At 52.6% G+C, this 19,605-nt stretch carries 21 protein-coding genes and 1 other RNA gene; 8 read left to right on the forward strand and 14 right to left on the reverse strand.

The genetic code is table 11. The annotated features are described in order from the left end of the window. Positions 1-8 precede the first annotated feature (8 nt). From PsAD26_RS26200 to ruvC, 7 genes are all read right to left on the reverse strand, one after another. Complete coding sequence (locus PsAD26_RS26200) at positions 9-944, reverse strand: hypothetical protein (RefSeq protein WP_063312759.1); 936 nt, start codon at positions 942-944, stop codon at positions 9-11. Between the two features lie 6 nt (positions 945-950). Continuing rightward, on the reverse strand, positions 951-1,406 hold the full coding sequence (gene tolR, locus PsAD26_RS26205) for a protein TolR (protein WP_063312760.1): 456 nt from the start codon (positions 1,404-1,406) through the stop codon (positions 951-953). Positions 1,407-1,409: 3 nt separating this feature from the next. After that, entirely contained in the window at positions 1,410-2,195 is a 786-nt protein-coding gene (gene tolQ, locus PsAD26_RS26210) for a protein TolQ (RefSeq protein ID WP_063291532.1), read from the reverse strand. 245 nt (positions 2,196-2,440) lie between these two features. Then, positions 2,441-2,902: a tol-pal system-associated acyl-CoA thioesterase gene (gene ybgC / locus PsAD26_RS26215; RefSeq protein WP_063291531.1), complete on the reverse strand. Its 462-nt coding sequence runs from the start codon at positions 2,900-2,902 to the stop codon at positions 2,441-2,443. A 9-nt stretch (positions 2,903-2,911) separates the two neighbouring features. After that, the gene (gene ruvB, locus PsAD26_RS26220; protein ID WP_063312761.1) at positions 2,912-3,958 is read right to left on the reverse strand and encodes a Holliday junction branch migration DNA helicase RuvB; all 1,047 of its coding nucleotides are present in this window, start codon (positions 3,956-3,958) and stop codon (positions 2,912-2,914) included. After that, positions 3,958-4,572 (reverse strand): Holliday junction branch migration protein RuvA, encoded by a 615-nt coding sequence (ruvA, locus tag PsAD26_RS26225; RefSeq protein ID WP_063312762.1) that lies wholly within the window; start codon positions 4,570-4,572, stop codon positions 3,958-3,960. Before ruvA ends, ruvB begins: the two co-directional genes overlap by 1 nt. Then, on the reverse strand, positions 4,569-5,090 hold the full coding sequence (gene ruvC / locus PsAD26_RS26230) for a crossover junction endodeoxyribonuclease RuvC (RefSeq protein WP_084403842.1): 522 nt from the start codon (positions 5,088-5,090) through the stop codon (positions 4,569-4,571). The genes ruvA and ruvC overlap by 4 nt, the downstream gene beginning before the upstream one ends. Before the next feature lie 123 nt (positions 5,091-5,213). Here ruvC and PsAD26_RS26235 point away from each other — a divergent pair, with 123 nt between their 5' ends. From PsAD26_RS26235 to PsAD26_RS26245, 3 genes are all read left to right on the forward strand, one after another. Then, a complete protein-coding gene (locus PsAD26_RS26235; protein ID WP_063312763.1) occupies positions 5,214-5,969 on the forward strand; it encodes a sulfite exporter TauE/SafE family protein in 756 nt (251 codons plus the stop codon). A 187-nt stretch (positions 5,970-6,156) separates the two neighbouring features. Beyond that, complete coding sequence (locus PsAD26_RS26240; RefSeq protein WP_208985874.1) at positions 6,157-6,918, forward strand: sulfite exporter TauE/SafE family protein; 762 nt, start codon at positions 6,157-6,159, stop codon at positions 6,916-6,918. 130 nt (positions 6,919-7,048) lie between these two features. After that, positions 7,049-7,546, forward strand: a complete 498-nt coding sequence (locus tag PsAD26_RS26245) for an Lrp/AsnC family transcriptional regulator (RefSeq protein WP_063312764.1) — start codon at positions 7,049-7,051, stop codon at positions 7,544-7,546. A 4-nt stretch (positions 7,547-7,550) separates the two neighbouring features. Here the strand turns inward: PsAD26_RS26245 and PsAD26_RS26250 are convergent, their stop codons facing one another. The 5 genes from PsAD26_RS26250 to ssrS all read right to left on the reverse strand — a co-directional run bounded on the left by PsAD26_RS26250 (position 7,551) and on the right by ssrS (position 11,261). Beyond that, entirely contained in the window at positions 7,551-8,135 is a 585-nt protein-coding gene (locus PsAD26_RS26250) for a hypothetical protein (protein WP_063312765.1), read from the reverse strand. 158 nt (positions 8,136-8,293) lie between these two features. Then, positions 8,294-9,037, reverse strand: coding sequence for a YebC/PmpR family DNA-binding transcriptional regulator (locus PsAD26_RS26255; protein ID WP_063312766.1), 744 nt, complete (start codon positions 9,035-9,037; stop codon positions 8,294-8,296). Between the two features lie 234 nt (positions 9,038-9,271). After that, complete coding sequence (locus tag PsAD26_RS26260; RefSeq protein ID WP_063312767.1) at positions 9,272-10,108, reverse strand: TIGR00282 family metallophosphoesterase; 837 nt, start codon at positions 10,106-10,108, stop codon at positions 9,272-9,274. Between the two features lie 241 nt (positions 10,109-10,349). Beyond that, on the reverse strand, positions 10,350-10,946 hold the full coding sequence (locus PsAD26_RS26265; RefSeq protein ID WP_343229015.1) for a 5-formyltetrahydrofolate cyclo-ligase: 597 nt from the start codon (positions 10,944-10,946) through the stop codon (positions 10,350-10,352). Between the two features lie 155 nt (positions 10,947-11,101). Next, a non-coding RNA gene (gene ssrS, locus PsAD26_RS26270) (6S RNA) lies at positions 11,102-11,261 on the reverse strand. 268 nt (positions 11,262-11,529) lie between these two features. On the opposite strand from ssrS, the gene nagE reads away from it, so the two are divergent. Next, a complete protein-coding gene (gene nagE, locus PsAD26_RS26275) occupies positions 11,530-12,948 on the forward strand; it encodes an N-acetylglucosamine-specific PTS transporter subunit IIBC (protein ID WP_063312768.1) in 1,419 nt (472 codons plus the stop codon). On the opposite strand, the gene PsAD26_RS26280 is transcribed toward nagE, so the two are convergent. Continuing rightward, entirely contained in the window at positions 12,945-13,382 is a 438-nt protein-coding gene (locus PsAD26_RS26280) for a cell division protein ZapA (protein ID WP_057461990.1), read from the reverse strand. The two genes, nagE and PsAD26_RS26280, sit on opposite strands and share 4 nt — an antisense overlap. Before the next feature lie 5 nt (positions 13,383-13,387). After that, the gene (locus PsAD26_RS26285; RefSeq protein ID WP_063298475.1) at positions 13,388-13,684 is read right to left on the reverse strand and encodes a DUF4164 domain-containing protein; all 297 of its coding nucleotides are present in this window, start codon (positions 13,682-13,684) and stop codon (positions 13,388-13,390) included. 556 nt (positions 13,685-14,240) lie between these two features. On the opposite strand from PsAD26_RS26285, the gene tkt reads away from it, so the two are divergent. From tkt to PsAD26_RS26305, 4 genes are all read left to right on the forward strand, one after another. Then, positions 14,241-16,241, forward strand: coding sequence for a transketolase (gene tkt / locus PsAD26_RS26290; protein ID WP_063312769.1), 2,001 nt, complete (start codon positions 14,241-14,243; stop codon positions 16,239-16,241). A gap of 124 nt (positions 16,242-16,365) precedes the next feature. Beyond that, entirely contained in the window at positions 16,366-17,373 is a 1,008-nt protein-coding gene (gene gap, locus PsAD26_RS26295) for a type I glyceraldehyde-3-phosphate dehydrogenase (RefSeq protein WP_057461993.1), read from the forward strand. Positions 17,374-17,555: 182 nt separating this feature from the next. Continuing rightward, the gene (locus PsAD26_RS26300; protein WP_063312770.1) at positions 17,556-18,746 is read left to right on the forward strand and encodes a phosphoglycerate kinase; all 1,191 of its coding nucleotides are present in this window, start codon (positions 17,556-17,558) and stop codon (positions 18,744-18,746) included. 213 nt (positions 18,747-18,959) lie between these two features. Beyond that, positions 18,960-19,601: a thiamine phosphate synthase gene (locus tag PsAD26_RS26305; RefSeq protein WP_063312771.1), complete on the forward strand. Its 642-nt coding sequence runs from the start codon at positions 18,960-18,962 to the stop codon at positions 19,599-19,601. The last annotated feature ends 4 nt before the right edge of the window (positions 19,602-19,605 follow it).

Below are 19,605 nucleotides of genomic sequence, written 5' to 3' on the forward strand. Positions count from 1 at the left end.
CTCAATACCTAGTATCCAAGCATGTCGCGAGGATCAAAATTCAAGATGACGGTTTTCCATGCATCATATTTAGCTGCTGGCAGAGAATACGGACCGCAGCGATAGACCGCGCGTTCTGCACTGCTTGCAGCAGCTCTGAATGTTGGGTTGCTGCTGGAATTCAGAACCTTCATCTGCCCTTCAACTTCACCAGTACGGCTCAGGTTGAACTGCAGACGAACGGTCAGATCTTCAGCACCAGCTGCACCCACAGGCGGGTTCCAGCACCGGGCGACCTGCCCGCGAAGCGCATCCAGTTCAGACTGGCTCATCTTCACGTTGGTCTGACCCAATTCGGATCCAAGAGAAGCCGGCTTGGCGGACTTAGCAGTCCCGCTCGACTTCGCATTCGTTTTGTTCAGCAAAGCCGCCATCTTCGAGTTAAAGTCTTCCTTCTTCTTCGGCTCTTCCTTCTTCGGCGCTTTAGGGCGCGCTGGAGGCTTTGGCTTAGAACGTGGACGAACTTTAACTACCTGCTTCGGCTTTTCTGTTTTCTCGACTTCAGGACCAAGTTCTGCAGTCTCCGCAGGCGCCTTCTCTTTTGGCACTTCCTTTGGGGCTGGTTCTGGTTCAGCTGGTTCTGGTGGCGGCGGCGGTGTTTCAGCCTGCTGCACTTCCTTCTTCGCTTCCTGAACCTTCTTCACCTCTTTCTTAGCTTCACCGGTCTTTTTCTCCGGTTCTGGCTTTTCCGCAGGCTTCTTGGTCGGCTGCAAAGCAGCCTCTTTGATTTCCTTCGCTTCTTTTGTGCCCAGCTGCAGCTTTGTCAGCTCGCTCACAGGCACAAGATCCACGGGGAGTGAATCCACCGGGGCAGTGTTCAGCTCTTTGCCGAAGTTAAGCGAAACCGCTCCGGCAACAAGCACGACCACGTGAACAACTAGCGATGCGATAAGGCCTGCACGCATTCCCGGTTAACCCTGCTCCTCTAGAGTGACGAGCCCAATGCGCTTGTATCCAGCAGCATTGATGCGACCCATAACTTTCATGATGATTCCGTAATCAGCATCCTGATCACCACGCACGTAAATACGCTCGTTGTAACCATTCTCGGCAATAGCACCGAGTTTCGCGATCAACTCATCAATAGGGATCTCGGTATCCTGAATGAACACGCCCCCATCGGACTTTACCGAAATCGCTATCGGCTCAGTGTCACCCTCCATCGCTTTTGCGCGCGTTTCAGGCAGGTCAATCGGCACGCCGACAGTCAGCAAGGGAGCTGCCACCATAAAGATGATCAGCAGTACCAGCATCACGTCCACCATTGGCGTTACGTTGATCTCACTCATCGGTGCGTGAGAATGCCTGCGGCGACCACGTCTGCCACCAGCACGACCACCACCAGCTGCTCCAGTGCTCATACCCATGGGTTATCCTCGCTCATCAATGCGGCGAGACAATATGGCGGAAAACTCGTCTGCAAAACCTTCCATGCGCGCGGCAAGCTTGCCGGAATCGCTCTGCAGTTTGTTGTAGGCAATAACCGCGGGAATAGCTGCTATCAGGCCCAGACCGGTCGCAAACAGCGCCTCGGCGATACCCGGAGCCACAACGGCAAGGTTGGTATTCTTGGAAGCCGCAATGGACGTAAACGCATTCATGATGCCCCACACCGTACCAAACAGGCCAACAAATGGAGCCGCACTGCCAATCGTTGCAAGGAACAACAGGCGCTTTTCAAGGCGCTCAACTTCGCGGGAGATGGTCAAATCCATCACACGGTCAATTCGCTGCTGCAAGCTGGCAATCGCAGGCTTATCCCCTTCATGAGAGCGCTTCCACTCACGCATCGCAGCCACAAACAATGCAGACATGCCGTTATTCGCGCGGGAGGATAAAGACTTATAGAGCTCTTCGAGAGACTGGCCGGACCAGAACACATTCTCAAAACGGTTCATCTGGCGACGAGAGCGACCGTAAAGAACAATCTTGTCAAAGATAATCGCCCAGCTCCAGACAGAAGCAGCGATCAGACCGATCATTACAATCTTGACGACGATGTCTGCTTCCAGAAACAACGAAATGTAGGACAAGCCCGAACCCGGAGCTGCACCCAGCTCAACAGATTGCACGTCCTGAGCCGTTGCAGCCAATGGCGTCAACAAAGCCGCCGCTGCGCTCATGGCCACAACGAGTTTCATCACCTTAGAGTTCATGTAATAAGGACCTCTTGCCCTGATAACCCAAAGACCTGTCCACGGTAGAACCCCTGCCATGGACACAACCAGTCTATTAAACATTTAGCAGCCTTCCTGCCTGTCGAATTTGGCGAAACTTCGACTACAGCCAGCATTGAAGGCATAAATGAAAAGACCTGTTTAAGGTTACTGAAGGATTAAAAGGTTTCCAGTCCCGTTTACTTTGGATGAATATTGGTGATTTTTCGCGATGATTATTGCGCTTATTCGCCGTTCATTTGGGCGACTAGATCCTTGGGCAATCTGCGTGGTTTCCCGTCTGCAGAAATAGCCACAGCAGTCACACGCGCTTTGATCAAAACTTCGTCACCACGCATAACTCTCTGGCTTATAAACATCCGGACACCCTTCACTTCACTGATATCCGTATGAACTTCAAGCACATCATCGATTCGTGCAGGCTTGAGAAAATCAATGTCCATATGACGAACAGCAAACGCCAGACGCTCCCCATGCATGCCTGAATCCAGCTCATGATGATGCACACCGCGCATACGCAGCAGCTCAGTGCGGCCGCGCTCCATGAACTTCAGATAAGCTGCGTGATAGACGACCCCGGAAAAATCGGTGTCCTCGTAATACACACGCACAGGCAAAATATGTTCGTTGCCGTCAATTCGTCCCGTCAGATCGGGCCAATTTGCCTCAGTTTTTTTGGTGTTCATATCTGCAGGTCAGTCTTCAGCGTGTTGAAAAAGAGCCATCTGAGGTGCATTCGGATTATCAGGCACCGCCAAACCAAGGTGTTTAAAAGCGATTGGCGTCAAAATTCGGCCACGTGGTGTCCGTTGTAGATAGCCATTCTGGATAAGGTAGGGCTCAACAATCTCTTCAATCGCATCACGTGGCTCAGAAAGAGCGGCTGCAATCGTCTCGATCCCAACTGGTCCACCACCAAAGTTCAGGGCTATCTGCTTCAGATAACGCCGATCGAGACTATCAAAACCAGCGCTGTCCACTTCCAGCTGCCGCAAAGCCCTGTCAGCGAGCCCATTATCAATCTCAGCATCTCCGGCAACAATCGCAAAGTCCCGCACACGGCGTAACAAGCGCCCCGCAATACGAGGCGTCCCGCGGGAACGTTTGGCAATCTCTCGTGCACCAGCATCACTCATGCCGATTCCCAAAAGCCGCGCACCGCGCTTCACAATAAGCTCCAGTTCTTCCGGAGTATAAAACTCAAGCCGAACAGGAATACCAAACCGGTCACGCAACGGCGTCGTCAGCAAGCCAATACGGGTCGTTGCAGCCACCAGAGTAAACTTCGCTAGATCAATCTTCACAGACCGCGCAGCTGGTCCCTCACCAATGATGAGATCGAGCTGGTAATCCTCCATTGCCGGATACAGCACCTCTTCAACCGCAGGGTTGAGACGGTGGATCTCGTCAATGAACAGAACATCCCGGTCTTCCAGATTGGTCAGCAACGCAGCAAGGTCACCTGCTTTTGCAATCACAGGACCAGACGTTGCACGGAAATTCACACCAAGCTCGCGCGCCATAATCTGCGCCAGCGTTGTCTTGCCAAGGCCCGGAGGCCCGACAAACAACACGTGATCCAGCGCCTCACTTCGTGCTTTCGCCGCTCCAATGAAAACCTTCAGGTTTTCACGAGCCTGCGCCTGTCCGGTAAAGTCATCCAGTGTTTGTGGACGTGTTCCACTATCAATCTCATCACCCCGAATTTCAGGAGTAACAAGGCGATCCTCACCCTCATTCATTACGCAAGTTCCTTAAGGCCGAGGCGAATAAGTTTTTCAGCGCTCGCATCTTCACCCGCTGTTTTCACAGCAGCGGCCACAGCAGCCGAGGCCTGAGCAGGCTGATAACCGAGATTGGAAAGAGCCGAGACGGCATCTGCAACAGGCCGGGACGCCACATTTTCCGCAACGCTTTGCGAAACGGCAATGGTGTCATCTTCAACAGAAGCGAAGGCAGGCGCCTTGTCTTTCAGCTCTGTCACGATACGTTCTGCCACGCGCTTACCAACACCAGGCGCCCGTGTAATCGCAGTCTTATCGCCCAGCGCAATCGCGTTCGCCACTTCAGACGCCCGCATGATGCCCAAAATGCCCAGCGCAACCTTCGCACCAACACCTTGAACAGTCATGAGAATGCGGAACCACTCACGCTCGCTGTCCTCAGAAAAACCGAAGAGCTTGATCATGTCCTCACGCACCATGGTCTCAATGGCCAGCACAGCAGCTTCGCCTACGCGCGGCAATTGCTGCAGCACACGAGAGGGGCAATGCACCTGATAACAAACACCTTGCACATCCAGCAGGACGAAATCATCGCCGTAACTGTCGACGATACCCTTGAGTTTCCCGATCATTTCAAACGCGCCTCCGCTGCGGCCAGACGGCCCGTTACACTACCCCGGTGATGACTATGGCAGATCGCAATCGCCAGCGCATCCGCCGCGTCGTCCGAATTAAACGTCGCCTTCGGCATCAACACCTTCACCATCATACGGATTTGCTCTTTTTCCGCATGCCCGGTTCCCACCACGGTCTTTTTCACCAGGTTCGGAGCATATTCTGAAACCACGAGATTGTGCAGAGATGGCACAAGCAGAGCGATCCCCCTCGCCTGCCCCAGTTTAAGCGTAGCCCCTGCATCCTTGTTCACAAACGTGTTCTCAACCGCAGCTTCAGAAGGATCAAAGCGTTCAATCACTTCTTGCAAGCCAGTGTACAGCTGCTTGAGACGTTCTGCGAGAGAGTACTTGTTGTTGGATTGTATCGTGCCGCTCCCGATGAAGCTGACACGATTACCTTTGGCATCAATAATGCCCCAACCAGTGTTCCTGAGACCAGGGTCAACACCCATGATTCGAATTGAATGATCCATAGAACAAACCGGTAACGAAAAATCTCCGAAGACGCTAGCCAGTAACCTCAACCAATCGCCTAATCCGCTAAAATTCAGGAGTAATCCACGCGTTCCTGCGTCAGTTGCAGATTAGGACCCGCAATGATTGAAGCCTTGTACGCCCACTCAGCCTTTCAGTTGTCCTTAGTCGCAGGAGCCATCTTTCTGGCCGGTCTGATGCGTGGTTTCGCTGGCTTTGGGTCTGGCATGGTCTGGATCCCGCTCGCTGCGCTGGTCATCGGCCCAAAGCTCGCTGCGGCTACACTTCTCATCCTCGACACCATCATCGCACTGCCGCTCATTTTTCCGGCAACCAAGCTGTGCCGATGGAAAAGCGTAGTGCCTGCTGCCATTGGAGCGATCCTTGCTGTCTCTGTCGGTGCATGGATCCTCGCCAACGCACCACCCATCATTCTGCACTGGGGCATATCCATCGTAGTCCTCGCACTACTCGCCGTCCTCATGTCCAACTGGACCTATTCAGAGGAACCCAGCCGCAAGCAAAACCTCAGTGTCGGTGCGCTCTCCGGCTTGCTTGGCGGTTTCAGTCAGATGCCGTCCATCCCCATCTACACGCTTTGGGCCACCGGCCCCCATCCACAAAACATAATTCGAGCCAACATGATTGTGTTTATCGCGATAGCCGATGTCTCCGCCTATGCCTCTTACGCTTACAACGGCCTTTTCACAAAAGAGCTCATCCCGGTCCTGATCATCGCAGGCCCAATCTATCTGGGCTGCCTTATGTTTGGTGCGAAAGCCTTCAAAAGCGCACCTCCCACCTATTTCAAATGGGCTGCAAAAGGCATCATCTTCCTCGCAGCAGTCGTTTCGCTGCCATTCTTCCACGACCTCTAACCATACCCGCCTCATCCAATTTCCCGCAGTTTCACAAGGCTAACGGGCAGATTGTCATCTCTTGAAGGGGGTAATTGAGAAATTCTCGACAATTCGGCCAATTGTCCCGATTGGAGGAAGGCACCTTCGTAACTTATAGTCCGCACAACTAGGAAGCCTTAAACCGATCTTCTCAGCAGAGGCATATATGCTCCCAGACGTCGCAGGACTCGAATCCCCGGCCTTCTTGATGGTGTGCGCAACCATAGCGCTCGCTGGGTTGACTCGTGGGTTTGCCGGGTTCGGAGCCGCGATGATCTACATGCCCATCGCCTCAGCCATTATGGAGCCAAAACTGGCCGCGGCTTCCCTCCTCATGGTCGATGCAACAATCTCACTGCCCATGGTGGTCTCAGCCACCAAAATCTGTGATTGGAGAACGGTTCTCCCAGCAGCGGGAGGGGCAGTGATCACTGTATCCCTGGGTGCATGGGTACTCACAAATGCCGATCCCTACGTATTACGCTGGGTTCTGTCCGTGGTGGTCCTCCTCCTGCTTATCATTTTGATTTCAGGCTGGCGCTATACCAAGGCCCCCAACAAGCGGACGTCTTTCGGTGTAGGCGCAGTTTCTGGCCTGCTCGGCGGCATGACACAACTGGCTGGTCCTCCGGTTATCACCTACTGGATGTCAGGCCCCCTGCCCGTCAGCGTTATTCGCGCCAATCTGATCACCTATTTCTTCTTCACCAGTTTCGGCTCATTTGCGGCGTTCTGGTGGAATGGCCTGATCACACAGGAACTGCTGCTCCTCTCACTCCTGATCTGCCCGGCATACGGCCTGAGCATCTATTTGGGAGCCAAGGGCTTCTCACGATCAAGCGGTCGCTCATACCGTGCACTCGCTTATTCACTCATATTGGGAGCTGCCATCACAAGCATGCCAATTTTGGATGGAATTCTCAGATGATCTAAGACCACACACACACGTTGATAACGGCCAAGAGAAGCCTCAAGCAACCAACACAGCTTGCGAAACAAAGAAAAACAGCTTAGTTTCCGCAATAATATTCCTATAAACAGACGAAAAAACCAGATTTATGCCAAAAACATCGCTCGACAAGATTGACCTAGAAATCCTGAAAAATCTTCAGGAGGATGGCCGCCTGACCAACGTAGAGTTGGCAGGTAAAGTCGCCCTATCCCCATCTCCATGCCTGCGCCGCGTTAAAAACCTCGAAGACAGTGGCGTAATCAATGGCTATCAAGCATCCGTAAACCGCAAGACTGTTGGTCTTGGCATGACGGTCTTTGTCGAAATGCGCGTAGGCAAACAGAGCAAAGCGCAGATCATGTCGATCATTGAGCGCGTCACCTCTCAGCCAGAGGTCGTGTCGTGTCATCTGGTCTCAGGGCAATCCGATATCCTTGCTGAGATTGTTGTTCCAACGCTGGAAGCCTATGACGTCTTCCTCTCTGACTTCCTGATGTCACTGGACGGCGTCGAAGATGTGCGCTCCAACTTTGCAATCCGCACACTCAAAGCAAACGGCGCATTGCCACTGCAGCATCTGGAATCCATTATCGACGACGATTAATCAATCACGAGGCGTCCTCGTTTTTACCTGAACCGGTAACGATCTGCGCCATACTGACCAGCTCGGAAATCCTGTCCTGAAGGAAGTTGCTGTTTTGAGCGATGAGCAGCATCTGCCTTTGAAAAAGACAGAAAAGGTAAGCGCCAACGCAAAGCCCCAGTCCAATAAGGGAGAGGGGCTGCCCGAGCAAAGCAAGGCCGATGTAAAGCAAAGGTGGGAACACGGTCACAGTGACTGAACACAGGGATACCCACCACTCTCCCTTATGAAAACCATTAATCGGCATGGTCAAAATAGCCGCTGTCGCAATCAGGCAGCGCTCTTTCATGGTTCGTGCAATATTCACTGCCTGCCGCAGATACAACGCCGTCAACAAGCCAGCTACCGTCAGCACATAAGCCGCACTTTGCACGCAAAAGCCATAGATCCGCGCCACCAACGGCGCCCTCTCCTCCCAGACACCGGAAGGCGTTTCCAGCACGGCGCCAACAACCAGCAGCGCCGCGTAGGCAATAGCCAGCAAATGTAACCGCCATGCCGAGCCTATGGCATGCTCAATCACGCGAACCTTATCGTTTTCCTCACTCACCGCCCTGCCTCAACCCTGATCATGGTCGCAAAAAGGTTTCACAGAGCCCCGACTAAGCCAACTCCTTGAAATCAGGGGCGCACTCGCAAAACAAACCCGCAACAAAAAAAGGCGGCACGCAAAACGTACCGCCTTTAAAGTTTAATCAGAAAACAGGCTTAGCCGAGCTTTGCCATGATTTCCTCTGAGATGTCGAAGTTAGAGAAGACGTTCTGAACGTCATCATCATCTTCCAGCGCGTCCATCAGTTTCATGATGGTGCCAGCTTTCTCTTCGTTCACTTCTACAAGATTCTGTGGCTTCCAGATGGTCTTCACAGACTCAGCTTCGCACAGCGCTTCTTCCAGCGCCTTGGAGACGTCGGAGAGATCCTCGAAGGCACAGATAATGGTGTGGCCGTCTTCGTCGCTCTCAACGTCATCAGCACCAGCTTCAATACCAGCTTCCATGACAGCGTCTGCATCACCAGCTTCAGGCTTGTAAACAAGCTCGCCAACACGATCGAACATGAAGGAAACAGAACCAGTCTCCCCCATGGAACCACCGTACTTGGTGAAGTAGGAGCGCACATTTGCAGCAGAGCGATTTTTGTTGTCAGTCAACACTTCAACAATAATCGCAGTACCGCCTGGGCCATAACCCTCATAGCGAATTTCGGTATAATCAGCGCCGTCTCCAGCCTGAGACTTTGCAATCGCGCGGGCAATGTTGTCCTTCGGCATGGACTGGGCCTTCGCGTTCTGCACAGCAAGGCGCAGGCGCGGGTTCTTATCCGGGTCAGGATCACCCATTTTAGCAGCAACTGTAATCTCTTTGGAAAAGCGAGAGAACAGTTTGGAACGCACAGCATCCTGACGTCCCTTGCGGTGCATGATGTTTTTGAATTTTGAATGTCCGGCCATAGGTCTTCCCGGCTTGTGTTTAGAATAAAACTTAAAGCTCAAAGGAGCGCTCACCAAGCCGCTGATAGCTTGGACAGCGCTCTCCCCGACACGCATGTCGCCTAAACGTCGAGCAAATTTGATGAAAGCTTATAAGACGCTTACACGACAAAATCCAGAGCAAGAAACTGCGAGAGAGGTCCCGACCTTCTTCTTCCCTGCCAATCACCGTGTAAGCATGACGTTTATTCAGGCTCAGCTGTTTGCTGCACTTGGCCAGAATGGTGGGATAATCTGCGACAAACGCCCACCAATCCGGACCGGAGAAACATGCTTGGCCAGGCCAGTGCGGTCATCCGTCTCAACAGCAACACCACAAATTGTTGCCTCACCCAGCGCAGGTGTAAAACGGCCACCATTCATTTTGCGCAGGAAGCGATTGACTGGCTCTTCCTTATCCATACCCAAAACAGAATCGTAATCGCCACACATACCCGCATCGGACATATAGGCCGTACCGCCCACCAATACCTGATGATCAGCAGTCGGAACGTGCGTATGTGTGCCAACAACCAAAGATGCACGGCCATCACAGAAGTGGCCCATCGCCTGCTTTTCACTAGTCGCTTCGGCGTGCATATCAATAATGATCGCATCAGCCATAGCGCCCAGCGGGCAGTCAGCCAGAATTTTGTCGATAGCGGCAAACGGACAATCCAGCGCATCCATATAAACGCGGCCCATCACATTCACCACTAGCACGTCAGCACCGTTTTTGGCACGGTAAAGGTTTGCGCCCTTACCCGGTGTTCCTGATGGATAGTTTGCAGGGCGCAGCAAGCGGTTCTGACGCTCAATGTAAACAAGCGTGTCGCGCTGGTCCCAAATGTGGTTACCAGTGGTCACAACGTCAGCACCAGCATCCAGCACGTTTTCGAGAATTTCTTCGGTGATACCAAAGCCTGCTGCAGAGTTTTCGCCATTTACAACGACGAAATCCAATTGGTTGTCTTCAACAAGTTGAGGCAGTTCGTCAGTCGCGGCATTGCGACCAGCGCGCCCAACAAGATCCCCAAGAAACAGCAGCTGCATCTATACACCCTTTCAAACGTATCCCCGAAACGCCCATTCGGCTTTCTATCAGGACACGCACAAAACAAAACGTAGAACATGACGCGTAACTGCATTTAAACGCAGACATGCCCTGCCACGTATTCCAGACCTAAGGCTTTATAATGAAAGAATACGCGCACATCATTTGGACCAAAGCAGATCCGCCAGTTGCCCTGCATTTCATGTAAAATGCTTGAGGCTCTATGCCTGACAAATCACTCTAATCACCAGCTCTCAGAAGCCCATGATCCGTCAGGATTCCATCCAGTTGACGATCATGCGGCTCCATCGGAACCTCTTCTACCTCTTGAACCGCAAATGCAACCCCAATCGCAATGAGATTGGTAAGTTTTTCCAGTTCACTCAATGCACGGTCGTAAAAACCTTTGCCATATCCGATGCGGTTGCAATCCTGATCAAAGGCAGACAAAGGCACCAGCACCACATTGGGGTGTACAACCTCGGCCTCAGGCCCCGGTGCCATACTGCCAAAGCCCGCAGGTTCCAGCGCCCCATCCTGGTCCAAACGGCGGAACTCAAGATCATCCCCAACGACAACAGGAAGACATAAAGAACACCCGGTCTTTGCCAGTGCATCCATCAACGGACGCGGATCAACCTCATCTCGAATAGGCCAAAACCCGGCAACAATCGATCCCGGCTCCACCCCAAGCTCACCAGCATACCCAACAAGATCAAGCGACCGCTCAATCCGCTCCACTGGCGATAGAGTTGCCCGTGCAGCAAGTCCGGCTTTCCGCACGTCTCGCTTGGCCAGTTTACAATCGGCATTCTCGGTGTCTTGAGACGTCAACACGCACCTCACTTCTGTTGAATGGCGCATTCCCGAAAGGATTGGATCACTTATCGGGACACAATACGCATGAACGACGCGCATTATGGTGCAGCCTGCGAAAAATCGCAAAGCAAGAGAGCATCACTGAAATGAGAGAGGAAAACAAAAAAGATAAGAGCGCGCCACGACAGCCGTTGGAGAGTGTGCAATCCCGGAGAACCTACTATGTAGGTGGGCGCCGTGTCCCCAAGCCCACGAGCGAGGGAAGGAACAGCTCCCAAAGGAATGCGTAAGGCCCCGGGGATATGTGTCTCCTGACAAACCGCGCAGCAACGCAATGGGTGATATAGGCCAGAGCGGATGTAATTACCAGTCCTTCTGATAAAACCTTCACATTAAATCAAGCGTAACCCACTGTCATAAACAAGTATCGCCAGCTCGCATGCGAGCGCTTTTTTAAGGCTATCAATTCGATTACCGAGAACCATTCATAACGCAAGGGCATGTTCTGCAGCTTCTTCATAGTTTCCGCGTAAATAGAGGCACAAGAAAAGGAAGCCGGTTTCCAAGGCCCCTGGGATTTTTCGAGAGGAAGGAAAGTTGAATGTCAAACAATGCGTTTGCAGGCGTTCAGAAGCTCGGGCAATCCTTGATGCTGCCAATTGCAGTGCTACCAGTCGCAGCGATCCTACTGCGCATCGGACAAGCTGACCTTCTTGATCTTCCCTTCGTTGTCTCTGCCGGGAGTGCAATTTTCGCCAACCTGGGCATGCTGTTTGCCGTAGGTATCGCAGTTGGCTTTGCCAAGGAGAACCACGGCGCAGCAGCTCTCGCGGGTTTGGTCGGCTTTCTCGTTGCACAACAAGGCGCTGTTGAACTGGCAGGGCTCAGCCAAGAACAAGCTCTCAAGATGGAAGGCCGTATTGCAGTCCCGGTCGGGATCATCATGGGTATTACGGCAGGCCTGCTCTACAACAAATTCCGGGATATCAAACTTCCCGATTACCTCGCCTTTTTCGGAGGCCGCCGCTTTGTCCCCATCGTGACCGGTGTGGCGGCACTGCTCGTTGCCGCCCTCTTTGGCTATGGCTGGCTTTGGTTTGACAGGGCTCTAATCTCCCTCACAAACACAATTACGCATATGGGTGATGCGGGCTTGTTCCTCTATGGCTCTTTGAACCGGTTGCTGATCGTCACGGGCCTTCATCACATCCTGAACAACATCGCCTGGTTCATTCTGGGCGACTATATTACGGCCTCAGGAGATGTTGTCACCGGCGACCTGAACCGCTTTTTCGCGGGAGATCCAACCGCCGGAGCCTACATGGCTGGTTTTTTCCCGGTCATAATGTTTGGCTTGCCCGCCGCATGCCTGGCTATGTACCATTGCTCAAAGCCAGAAAACCGCAAAGTCGTCGGAGGCATACTGCTCTCTATGGCACTCACGTCATTCCTGACTGGCATCACTGAGCCCATCGAGTTTGCCTTTATGTTCCTGGCCCCTGCACTTTACGTGATCCACGCAATCCTCACAGGCGTCTCGATGGTTGTGATGAACGTGCTGGGCGTGAAGCTGGGCTTTGGTTTCTCGGCAGGTTTGTTCGACTACCTGATCAACTACGGCATCTCCACAAAACCGCTCCTGCTAATCCCGGTAGGCGCAGCATTCTTCGCCATCTACTATTTTCTGTTCGTGGCAACCATCAAGCTCTTCAACCTAAAAACCATGGGCCGTGAAACTGAAAGAGCGGATAAAACAGCAGACAACCTCTCCGACACAAACAGCAAAGCACATGCTTATCTGGCAGCCTTAGGTGGATCAGCCAACCTTTTGGAAATAGATTCCTGCGCAACCCGGTTACGCCTGAAAGTGAAAGATAGTGATGCCATCAATGAAGCGGATTTAAAGCAACTCGGCGTTCACGGTATCATCAAACCTGCTGCTGGCTCTGTCCAAGTGGTTGTTGGCCCGATAGCGGACCAACTGGCAGGCGAGATAAAGGAAGAAACAAAGAAATCTTAAGCCGCGCTTTCGTCTTCGCGCAGCTCGCTGTCCATATCAGCGCTCAACTGCTCAATCTTGTCTGCGCTTTCCAACAGGCGCGCGACAATCTTGGCTTCTTTCTCACGATGCTCTTTTTCAAGCTCTTCGATACGGCTCAAATACCGCTGCTCTTGTGCAGCCAGACGCTCTTCAACAGAAGCCTCGGCTTTCCCCAGCTCTTCGATACGCCCTTCAGCAGCGCGCAATTTCCGCTCAACTTCGGCAAGGTGATCCGTCACCATGATGCCCGCCATCACGGTTAAGCGCTGATCGCCAATCTCACCAAAATTTTCTCTCAGGCTACTGATGCTGTCGTCAAAACGCTGAGCAAGACCGAGAAGCCGTTCTTCCTCACCATCATCACATGCCATGCGAAAGCTGCGATCATTGATTGTAACTGTAATCTGCGCCATTGATCTTAGCTCTCCTGTCCGTCGAGAACAGTACGAATGGATTCCATGGCAGCAACAAGGCGGCGGGAAACATCTTTGTTGACATCTTCAAGTCGCGAACCCCGCGCCTCGGCCTGATCAAGCTTCGATGCCAGCTGTGTTCGATCCTCACCAATTCTCTGCAAGTCGTTTTCTAACGCATCAAGGGTCTTGTCACGGGACGTCCTGCGATGAAGCGCCCCCTCAAGCTTCGTGATGGAGGCAGTAATACGATCCAGCGCATGATCCAGATCTTGCCCACTATCCATCTTCACCTCTGACATCTACCTGTATCCGTACTCACCAAAACATCAGTCACCATTGGGAGATGGTAACCCGACCTAATCCCGTCTAGGGAAGCGGAAGACAATTATCCATTAGCTGGAGGGAATCGTCGAGCTTTATTCACATCATATCTTAGGAATATGCGAGAACCATCTCATTTATCAGTGATTACAGAACTTACAAAGGCCTTCGAGTCGGAAAATTACCCGACGCAACATTCGTGAACAAAATACAAGCTTCGCCACCATAAAAATCTAATGAACACGCATTTTACGCTAAGCAAATTCACTCATTAAAGAGACCTTGGCAACATAACTTATGTTGACAAATGCTATTCAAATTTCAAAAGCGCTCAACTTACGCAATAAACGGCACCAGAAGAGCTCAGTTTCATTGACTCAACTTTCTGACCTGCTATGTCTCCTTCCGTTATTCGTTCGTGGACAACTGCCAATTCGCATTAGTCTGGGGCAAAGACTATGGCACCTGTCATCGAATTTACACTAGCTATTAGTAAAGAACCGGCTGCCCTGCCGGGTCGACAGCGGGAATAAGATGACCGATCTCGAAAAGCACTCTCGCATGGCGAATGCGATACGCTTTCTTTCAATGGACGCCGTTGAAAAAGCAAAATCTGGCCACCCAGGACTTCCAATGGGTGCAGCCGACATCGCAACGGTCCTGTTTTCCAAGTTTCTGAAGTTTGATCCGAACTCCCCGAAATGGGCAGACCGCGATCGCTTTGTGCTCTCCGCAGGGCACGGATCCATGTTGCTGTATTCCACACTCTATCTGCTGGGATACGAAGACTTCTCCATTGAACAGCTTCAGCAGTTCCGTCAGCTCGGCGCACGCTCATGCGGCCACCCGGAATTCGGTCATGGCGCAGGCATCGAGACCACCACAGGTCCTCTCGGCCAGGGCCTTGGCAACGCAGTCGGCATGGCAATCGCTGAGCGTCTGCAGGAAGAGCGTTTCGGCAAAGATCTCGTAAACCACTACACCTACGTTCTTGCAGGTGACGGTTGCTTGATGGAAGGTATCTCTCAGGAATCCATTTCTCTGGCAGGTCACCTCAAGCTGAACAAACTGATCCTCATCTGGGACGACAACGGCATCACTATTGATGGTTCCGTAGATCTGTCAGACAGCACCGATCAGATCGCACGCTTCAAGGCATCCGGCTGGAACACCATCTCCATCGATGGTCATGATCCGGAAGAAATCGAAGCAGCGTTGACTGAAGCTCGCAAGAGCGACAAGCCAACAATGATTGCGGCGAAAACCACAATCGGCTTCGGTTCTCCAAACAAGTCCGGCACCAACAAAGTGCACGGTGCTCCTCTGGGCGCTGAAGAAATTGCAGCAACCCGCGAAGCTCTTGGCTGGTCTGCTGAGCCGTTTGAAGTACCAAGCGACGTTCTCGATGCATGGCGCATCTCAGGTCTGCGTTCCGCAAACGCTCGTAAAGAGTGGGAACAGCGCTTCAACGAAGCAAACCCTGAGCAGCGTGGCGAGTTCGAGCGCCGTTGCCGTGGCGACCTGCCATCCGGCTTCGACGCAGCAATCGACGCCTACAAGAAAGAGCTTGCAGACACCCAGCCAAAAATGGCGACCCGTAAGGCGTCCCAGGCTGTTCTGAAAGTAATCACAGGTGCTGTGCCTGAAACCATCGGCGGCTCTGCTGACCTGACTGGTTCCAACAACACCAACACCGAACATACACCACCAGTTACTCCGGACGATTTCTCCGGCCGCTTCATTCACTGGGGCATCCGTGAGCACGGCATGGCTGCAGCAATGAACGGTATGGCACTGCATGGCGGAGTTATCCCCTACTCTGGTGGCTTCCTGATCTTCTCCGATTACTGCCGTCCATCTCTTCGTCTGGCAGCCCTGATGAAGCAGCGCGTCATTCACGTAATGACCCATGACTCCATCGGTTTGGGTGAAGATGGCCCAACTCACCAGCCTGTGGAGCACTTCGCGGCTCTACGTTGTATCCCAGATCTGCAGTTTTTCCGCCCAGCGGACATCACTGAGACCCTGGAATGCTGGCAGTTGGCAATGAAAGCCGCTGATAATCCAAGCGTTTTGGCTCTAACCCGTCAGAACCTGCCGTCCCTTCGTCCTCACTACGAAAGCGAAAACCTGTGTGCCAAAGGCGCATACATCATCGCTGACTGTGAAGAAGAAGCGACCGTTACTCTGTTCGCAACCGGCTCCGAAGTTGAGATCGCAGTCGACGCGAAAAAAGAGCTAGACGGCAAGGGAATCGCGACCCGTGTGGTCTCCGTCCCTAGCTTCGAACTCTTCGAGCAACAATCTGACGCATATAAGAATGCCATCATTGGTGGTAGTCCGGTGAAGATCGCTGTGGAAGCGGGCGTTCGTATGGGTTGGGATCGCTTTGTCGGTTCTGATGGTGGTTTCGTAGGCATGTCAGGATTTGGTGCCTCCGCCCCTTACCAGGAGCTCTATGAGCATTTCGGGATTACTGCTGATGCAGTGGTCCAAGAGGCAGAAAAGCGCCTTGGCGATAGCGATAACGCCTAAAGCTGACTAAATGAAGCTTCTGGCTCCTCTCAGCCAGAGGCCTCTCAGAAGACGGCCGGCAAGAGCTGGCGAATATATAAAACGAGGGCGTTTTTTAAGACGCCGTACCGAAAGAGGTTCTTAAATGGCAGTCAAGGTAGCCATCAATGGCTTTGGTCGCATTGGTCGTAATGTTCTCCGTGCAATCATTGAATCCGGTCGTACCGACATTGAAGTTGTAGCAATTAACGACCTCGGCCCGGTTGAAACGAACGCACACCTGCTGCAGTTTGACTCCGTACACGGCAAGTTCCCTGCAAAAGTGACCGTAGACGGCGACACAATCGATTGTGGTCGTGGTCCAATCAAAGTAACCGCTATCCGTGATCCTAAAGAATTGCCTTGGGGTGAAATGGGTATCGACGTTGCGTTGGAGTGCACCGGCATCTTCACCGCAAAAGAAAAAGCTTCCCTGCATCTGGAAGCTGGCGCAAAGCGCGTTCTGGTTTCTGCTCCTGCAGCAGGCGCTGACAAAACAATCGTTTACGGCGTAAACCACGACACCCTGACTTCTGAAGATCTGGTTGTTTCCAACGCATCTTGCACCACCAACTGTCTGTCTCCGGTAGCTTACGTTCTGGACAAACTGGTTGGCATCGAAAAAGGCTTCATGACCACCGTTCACTCTTACACCGGTGATCAGCCTACTCTCGACACAATGCATAAGGATCTGTACCGCGGCCGCGCAGCAGCTCTTTCCATGATCCCAACCTCCACAGGTGCTGCTAAGGCTGTTGGCCTGGTTCTGCCTGAGCTGGCTGGTAAACTGGACGGCGTTGCAATCCGCGTACCTACTCCAAACGTTTCTGTTGTTGACCTGACCTTCATCGCGAAGAAAGAAACTTCCGTAGAAGAAATCAACGCAGCAATCAAAGCAGCGGCTGAAGGCGAACTGAAGGGCGTTCTTGGTTACACCGAAGTGCCAAACGTTTCTTGCGACTTCAACCACGACCCACACTCTTCCATCTTCCACATGGACCAGACCAAGGTCATGGAAGGCACAATGGTTCGTATCCTTACCTGGTACGACAACGAGTGGGGCTTCTCCAACCGCATGGCGGACACCGCTGTTGCGATGGCAAAGCTCATCTAATCAGAAAGGGGCCGCTTTTAAGCGGCCCTTTTTTCTCACATATACCAGTGCGGAGTGATCCAATCCCTGAGCCGCACCAATCAGTGCGAATACTCCCATAGATTTGATCACGAACTCCGCAAAGTCTTTCTGTAAGTAAGTCGACCAGTATAAGGTCACAGACAGAAATTCCGGAGATTTTTATGTCTTTCAAAACTCTTAGCGACGCCGAGCTTTCCGGCAAACGTGTTCTCGTCCGCGTAGACCTTAACGTTCCAATGAAGGATGGCACCGTTACCGATGCCACCCGTATCGAGCGTGTCCTGCCAACCATCCGCGAAATCTCCGAGGCTGGCGGCAAAGTCATCCTTCTCGCACACTTTGGCCGTCCAAAAGGCAAAGTAGTCGAAGAAATGAGCCTCGCACCTGTTGCTGGCCCTGTTGCAGACCTGCTTGGCAAACCAGTTGCTTTCGCTAAAGATTGCACCGGTGACGTAGCCAAAGCTGCCGTTGATGCAATGGCTGACGGCGACGTTCTGCTTCTGGAAAACACCCGCTTCTATGCTGGTGAAGAAAAGAACCTCCCAGAATTCGCAAAAGCACTGGCTGCAAACGGCGACCTGTACGTAAACGACGCATTCTCTGCAGCGCACCGCGCACACGGTTCCACCGAAGGCATTGCAAAGCTGCTTCCTGCATTCGCGGGCCGCACCATGCAGGCAGAGCTGGAAGCACTTGGTTCCGCACTTTCCACGCCTGAGCGTCCGGTTCTGGCAGTTGTTGGCGGCGCAAAAGTTTCCTCCAAGATCGACCTGCTCGAAAACCTCGTGTCTAAAGTAGACATTCTGGTGATCGGCGGCGGCATGGCAAACACCTTCCTCGCAGCTAAAGGCGTGAACGTCGGTAAATCCCTGTGCGAGCACGATCTGGCTGACACAGCAAACCGCATTATGGCAGCAGCTGAAAAAGCAAACTGTGAAATCGTTCTGCCAACAGACGCTGTTGTTGCATGGGAATTTGCAGCAAACACCAAGAACGAAACTGTTGCTCTCGATGCAATCCCAGCAGACGCAATGATGCTCGACGTTGGCGCAGCTTCCATCGAAGTTGTGAAAGCAAAAATCGATGAAGCGAAGACCCTCGTTTGGAACGGCCCTCTCGGCGCGTTCGAAATCGAGCCATTCGACAAGGCAACTGTTGCAGCAGCACAGCATGCAGCAGCTCGCACCAAAGAAGGCAAGCTGAAAACTGTTGCTGGTGGTGGTGACACTGTTGCAGCACTCAACCACGCAAAAGCAAGTGAAGATTTCTCTTACATCTCCACTGCTGGCGGCGCGTTCCTTGAGTGGCTGGAAGGCAAAGCACTACCTGGCGTTGTTGCTTTAGAAGCATAAGACAGTTAGTTCTTACATTATTCTGGATTGAGGGGCCTTTTTGGTCCCTCTTTTCGTTTTATTCTCGCTTTTGCCTAGAATTTGACACAGCCTCTTGAAAAAGAGAGCAAGACGCTGTTTAGAACTTATCCCAATGAATGGGCCAGAGGCTTGACGTAGGTTACACTACCGCCATGATCTCTTTTTACTGGAATTTTATCAGGAGCAACCTCAGTGCATCCGCGTCTGTATCTTGTCACACCACCAACCTTTGACCTCGACGAATTCGAAGGACAACTCAAACAAGCTTTGGAAGGTGGCGACATTGCGAGCCTGCTGATCTCCATGCCGGACGCAAACGAAAGCGACCTGCAGGCGGCTGCAAAGCGTCTGGTGCCACTGGCACAGGCCAAGGAAGTTGCTGTTCTGATTGAAAACAACACCCAGATCATGGGCCGCTCCGGTGCAGATGGCCTGCACGTTTCCGGTTCTGACAAGGATCTGGAAGAAGCCATGCAGTCCTTCTCGGAAGACCGCATCATCGGGCACGCAGGCGTCAAGACACGCCACGATGCCATGGTTGTTGCTTCTATGGGCGTCGATTACATGTTCTTCGGCCTGCTTTCACTCAATCAGGAAGAAGAGCCACATCGCAAATCACTGGACTACGGCACCTGGTGGTCTGAAGTGTTCGAAACGCCATGCGTCGTCCTGGCGGGCACCTCAGTTTCCTCAGTTGACACCGCAGCCCAAACTGGCGCTGAATTCGTAGCAGTACGTGAAGCTGTCTGGAATCACCCTGAAGGGGCCAAAGCAGCCGTTGAGCAAGCCAATGCAATCCTCTCAACACACACACTGGCGGAAGCTGAGGACTGATATT

Origin of the sequence: Pseudovibrio sp. Ad26 (assembly GCF_001623285.1) — a bacterium.
GTDB classification, from domain to species: domain Bacteria; phylum Pseudomonadota; class Alphaproteobacteria; order Rhizobiales; family Stappiaceae; genus Pseudovibrio; species Pseudovibrio ascidiaceicola.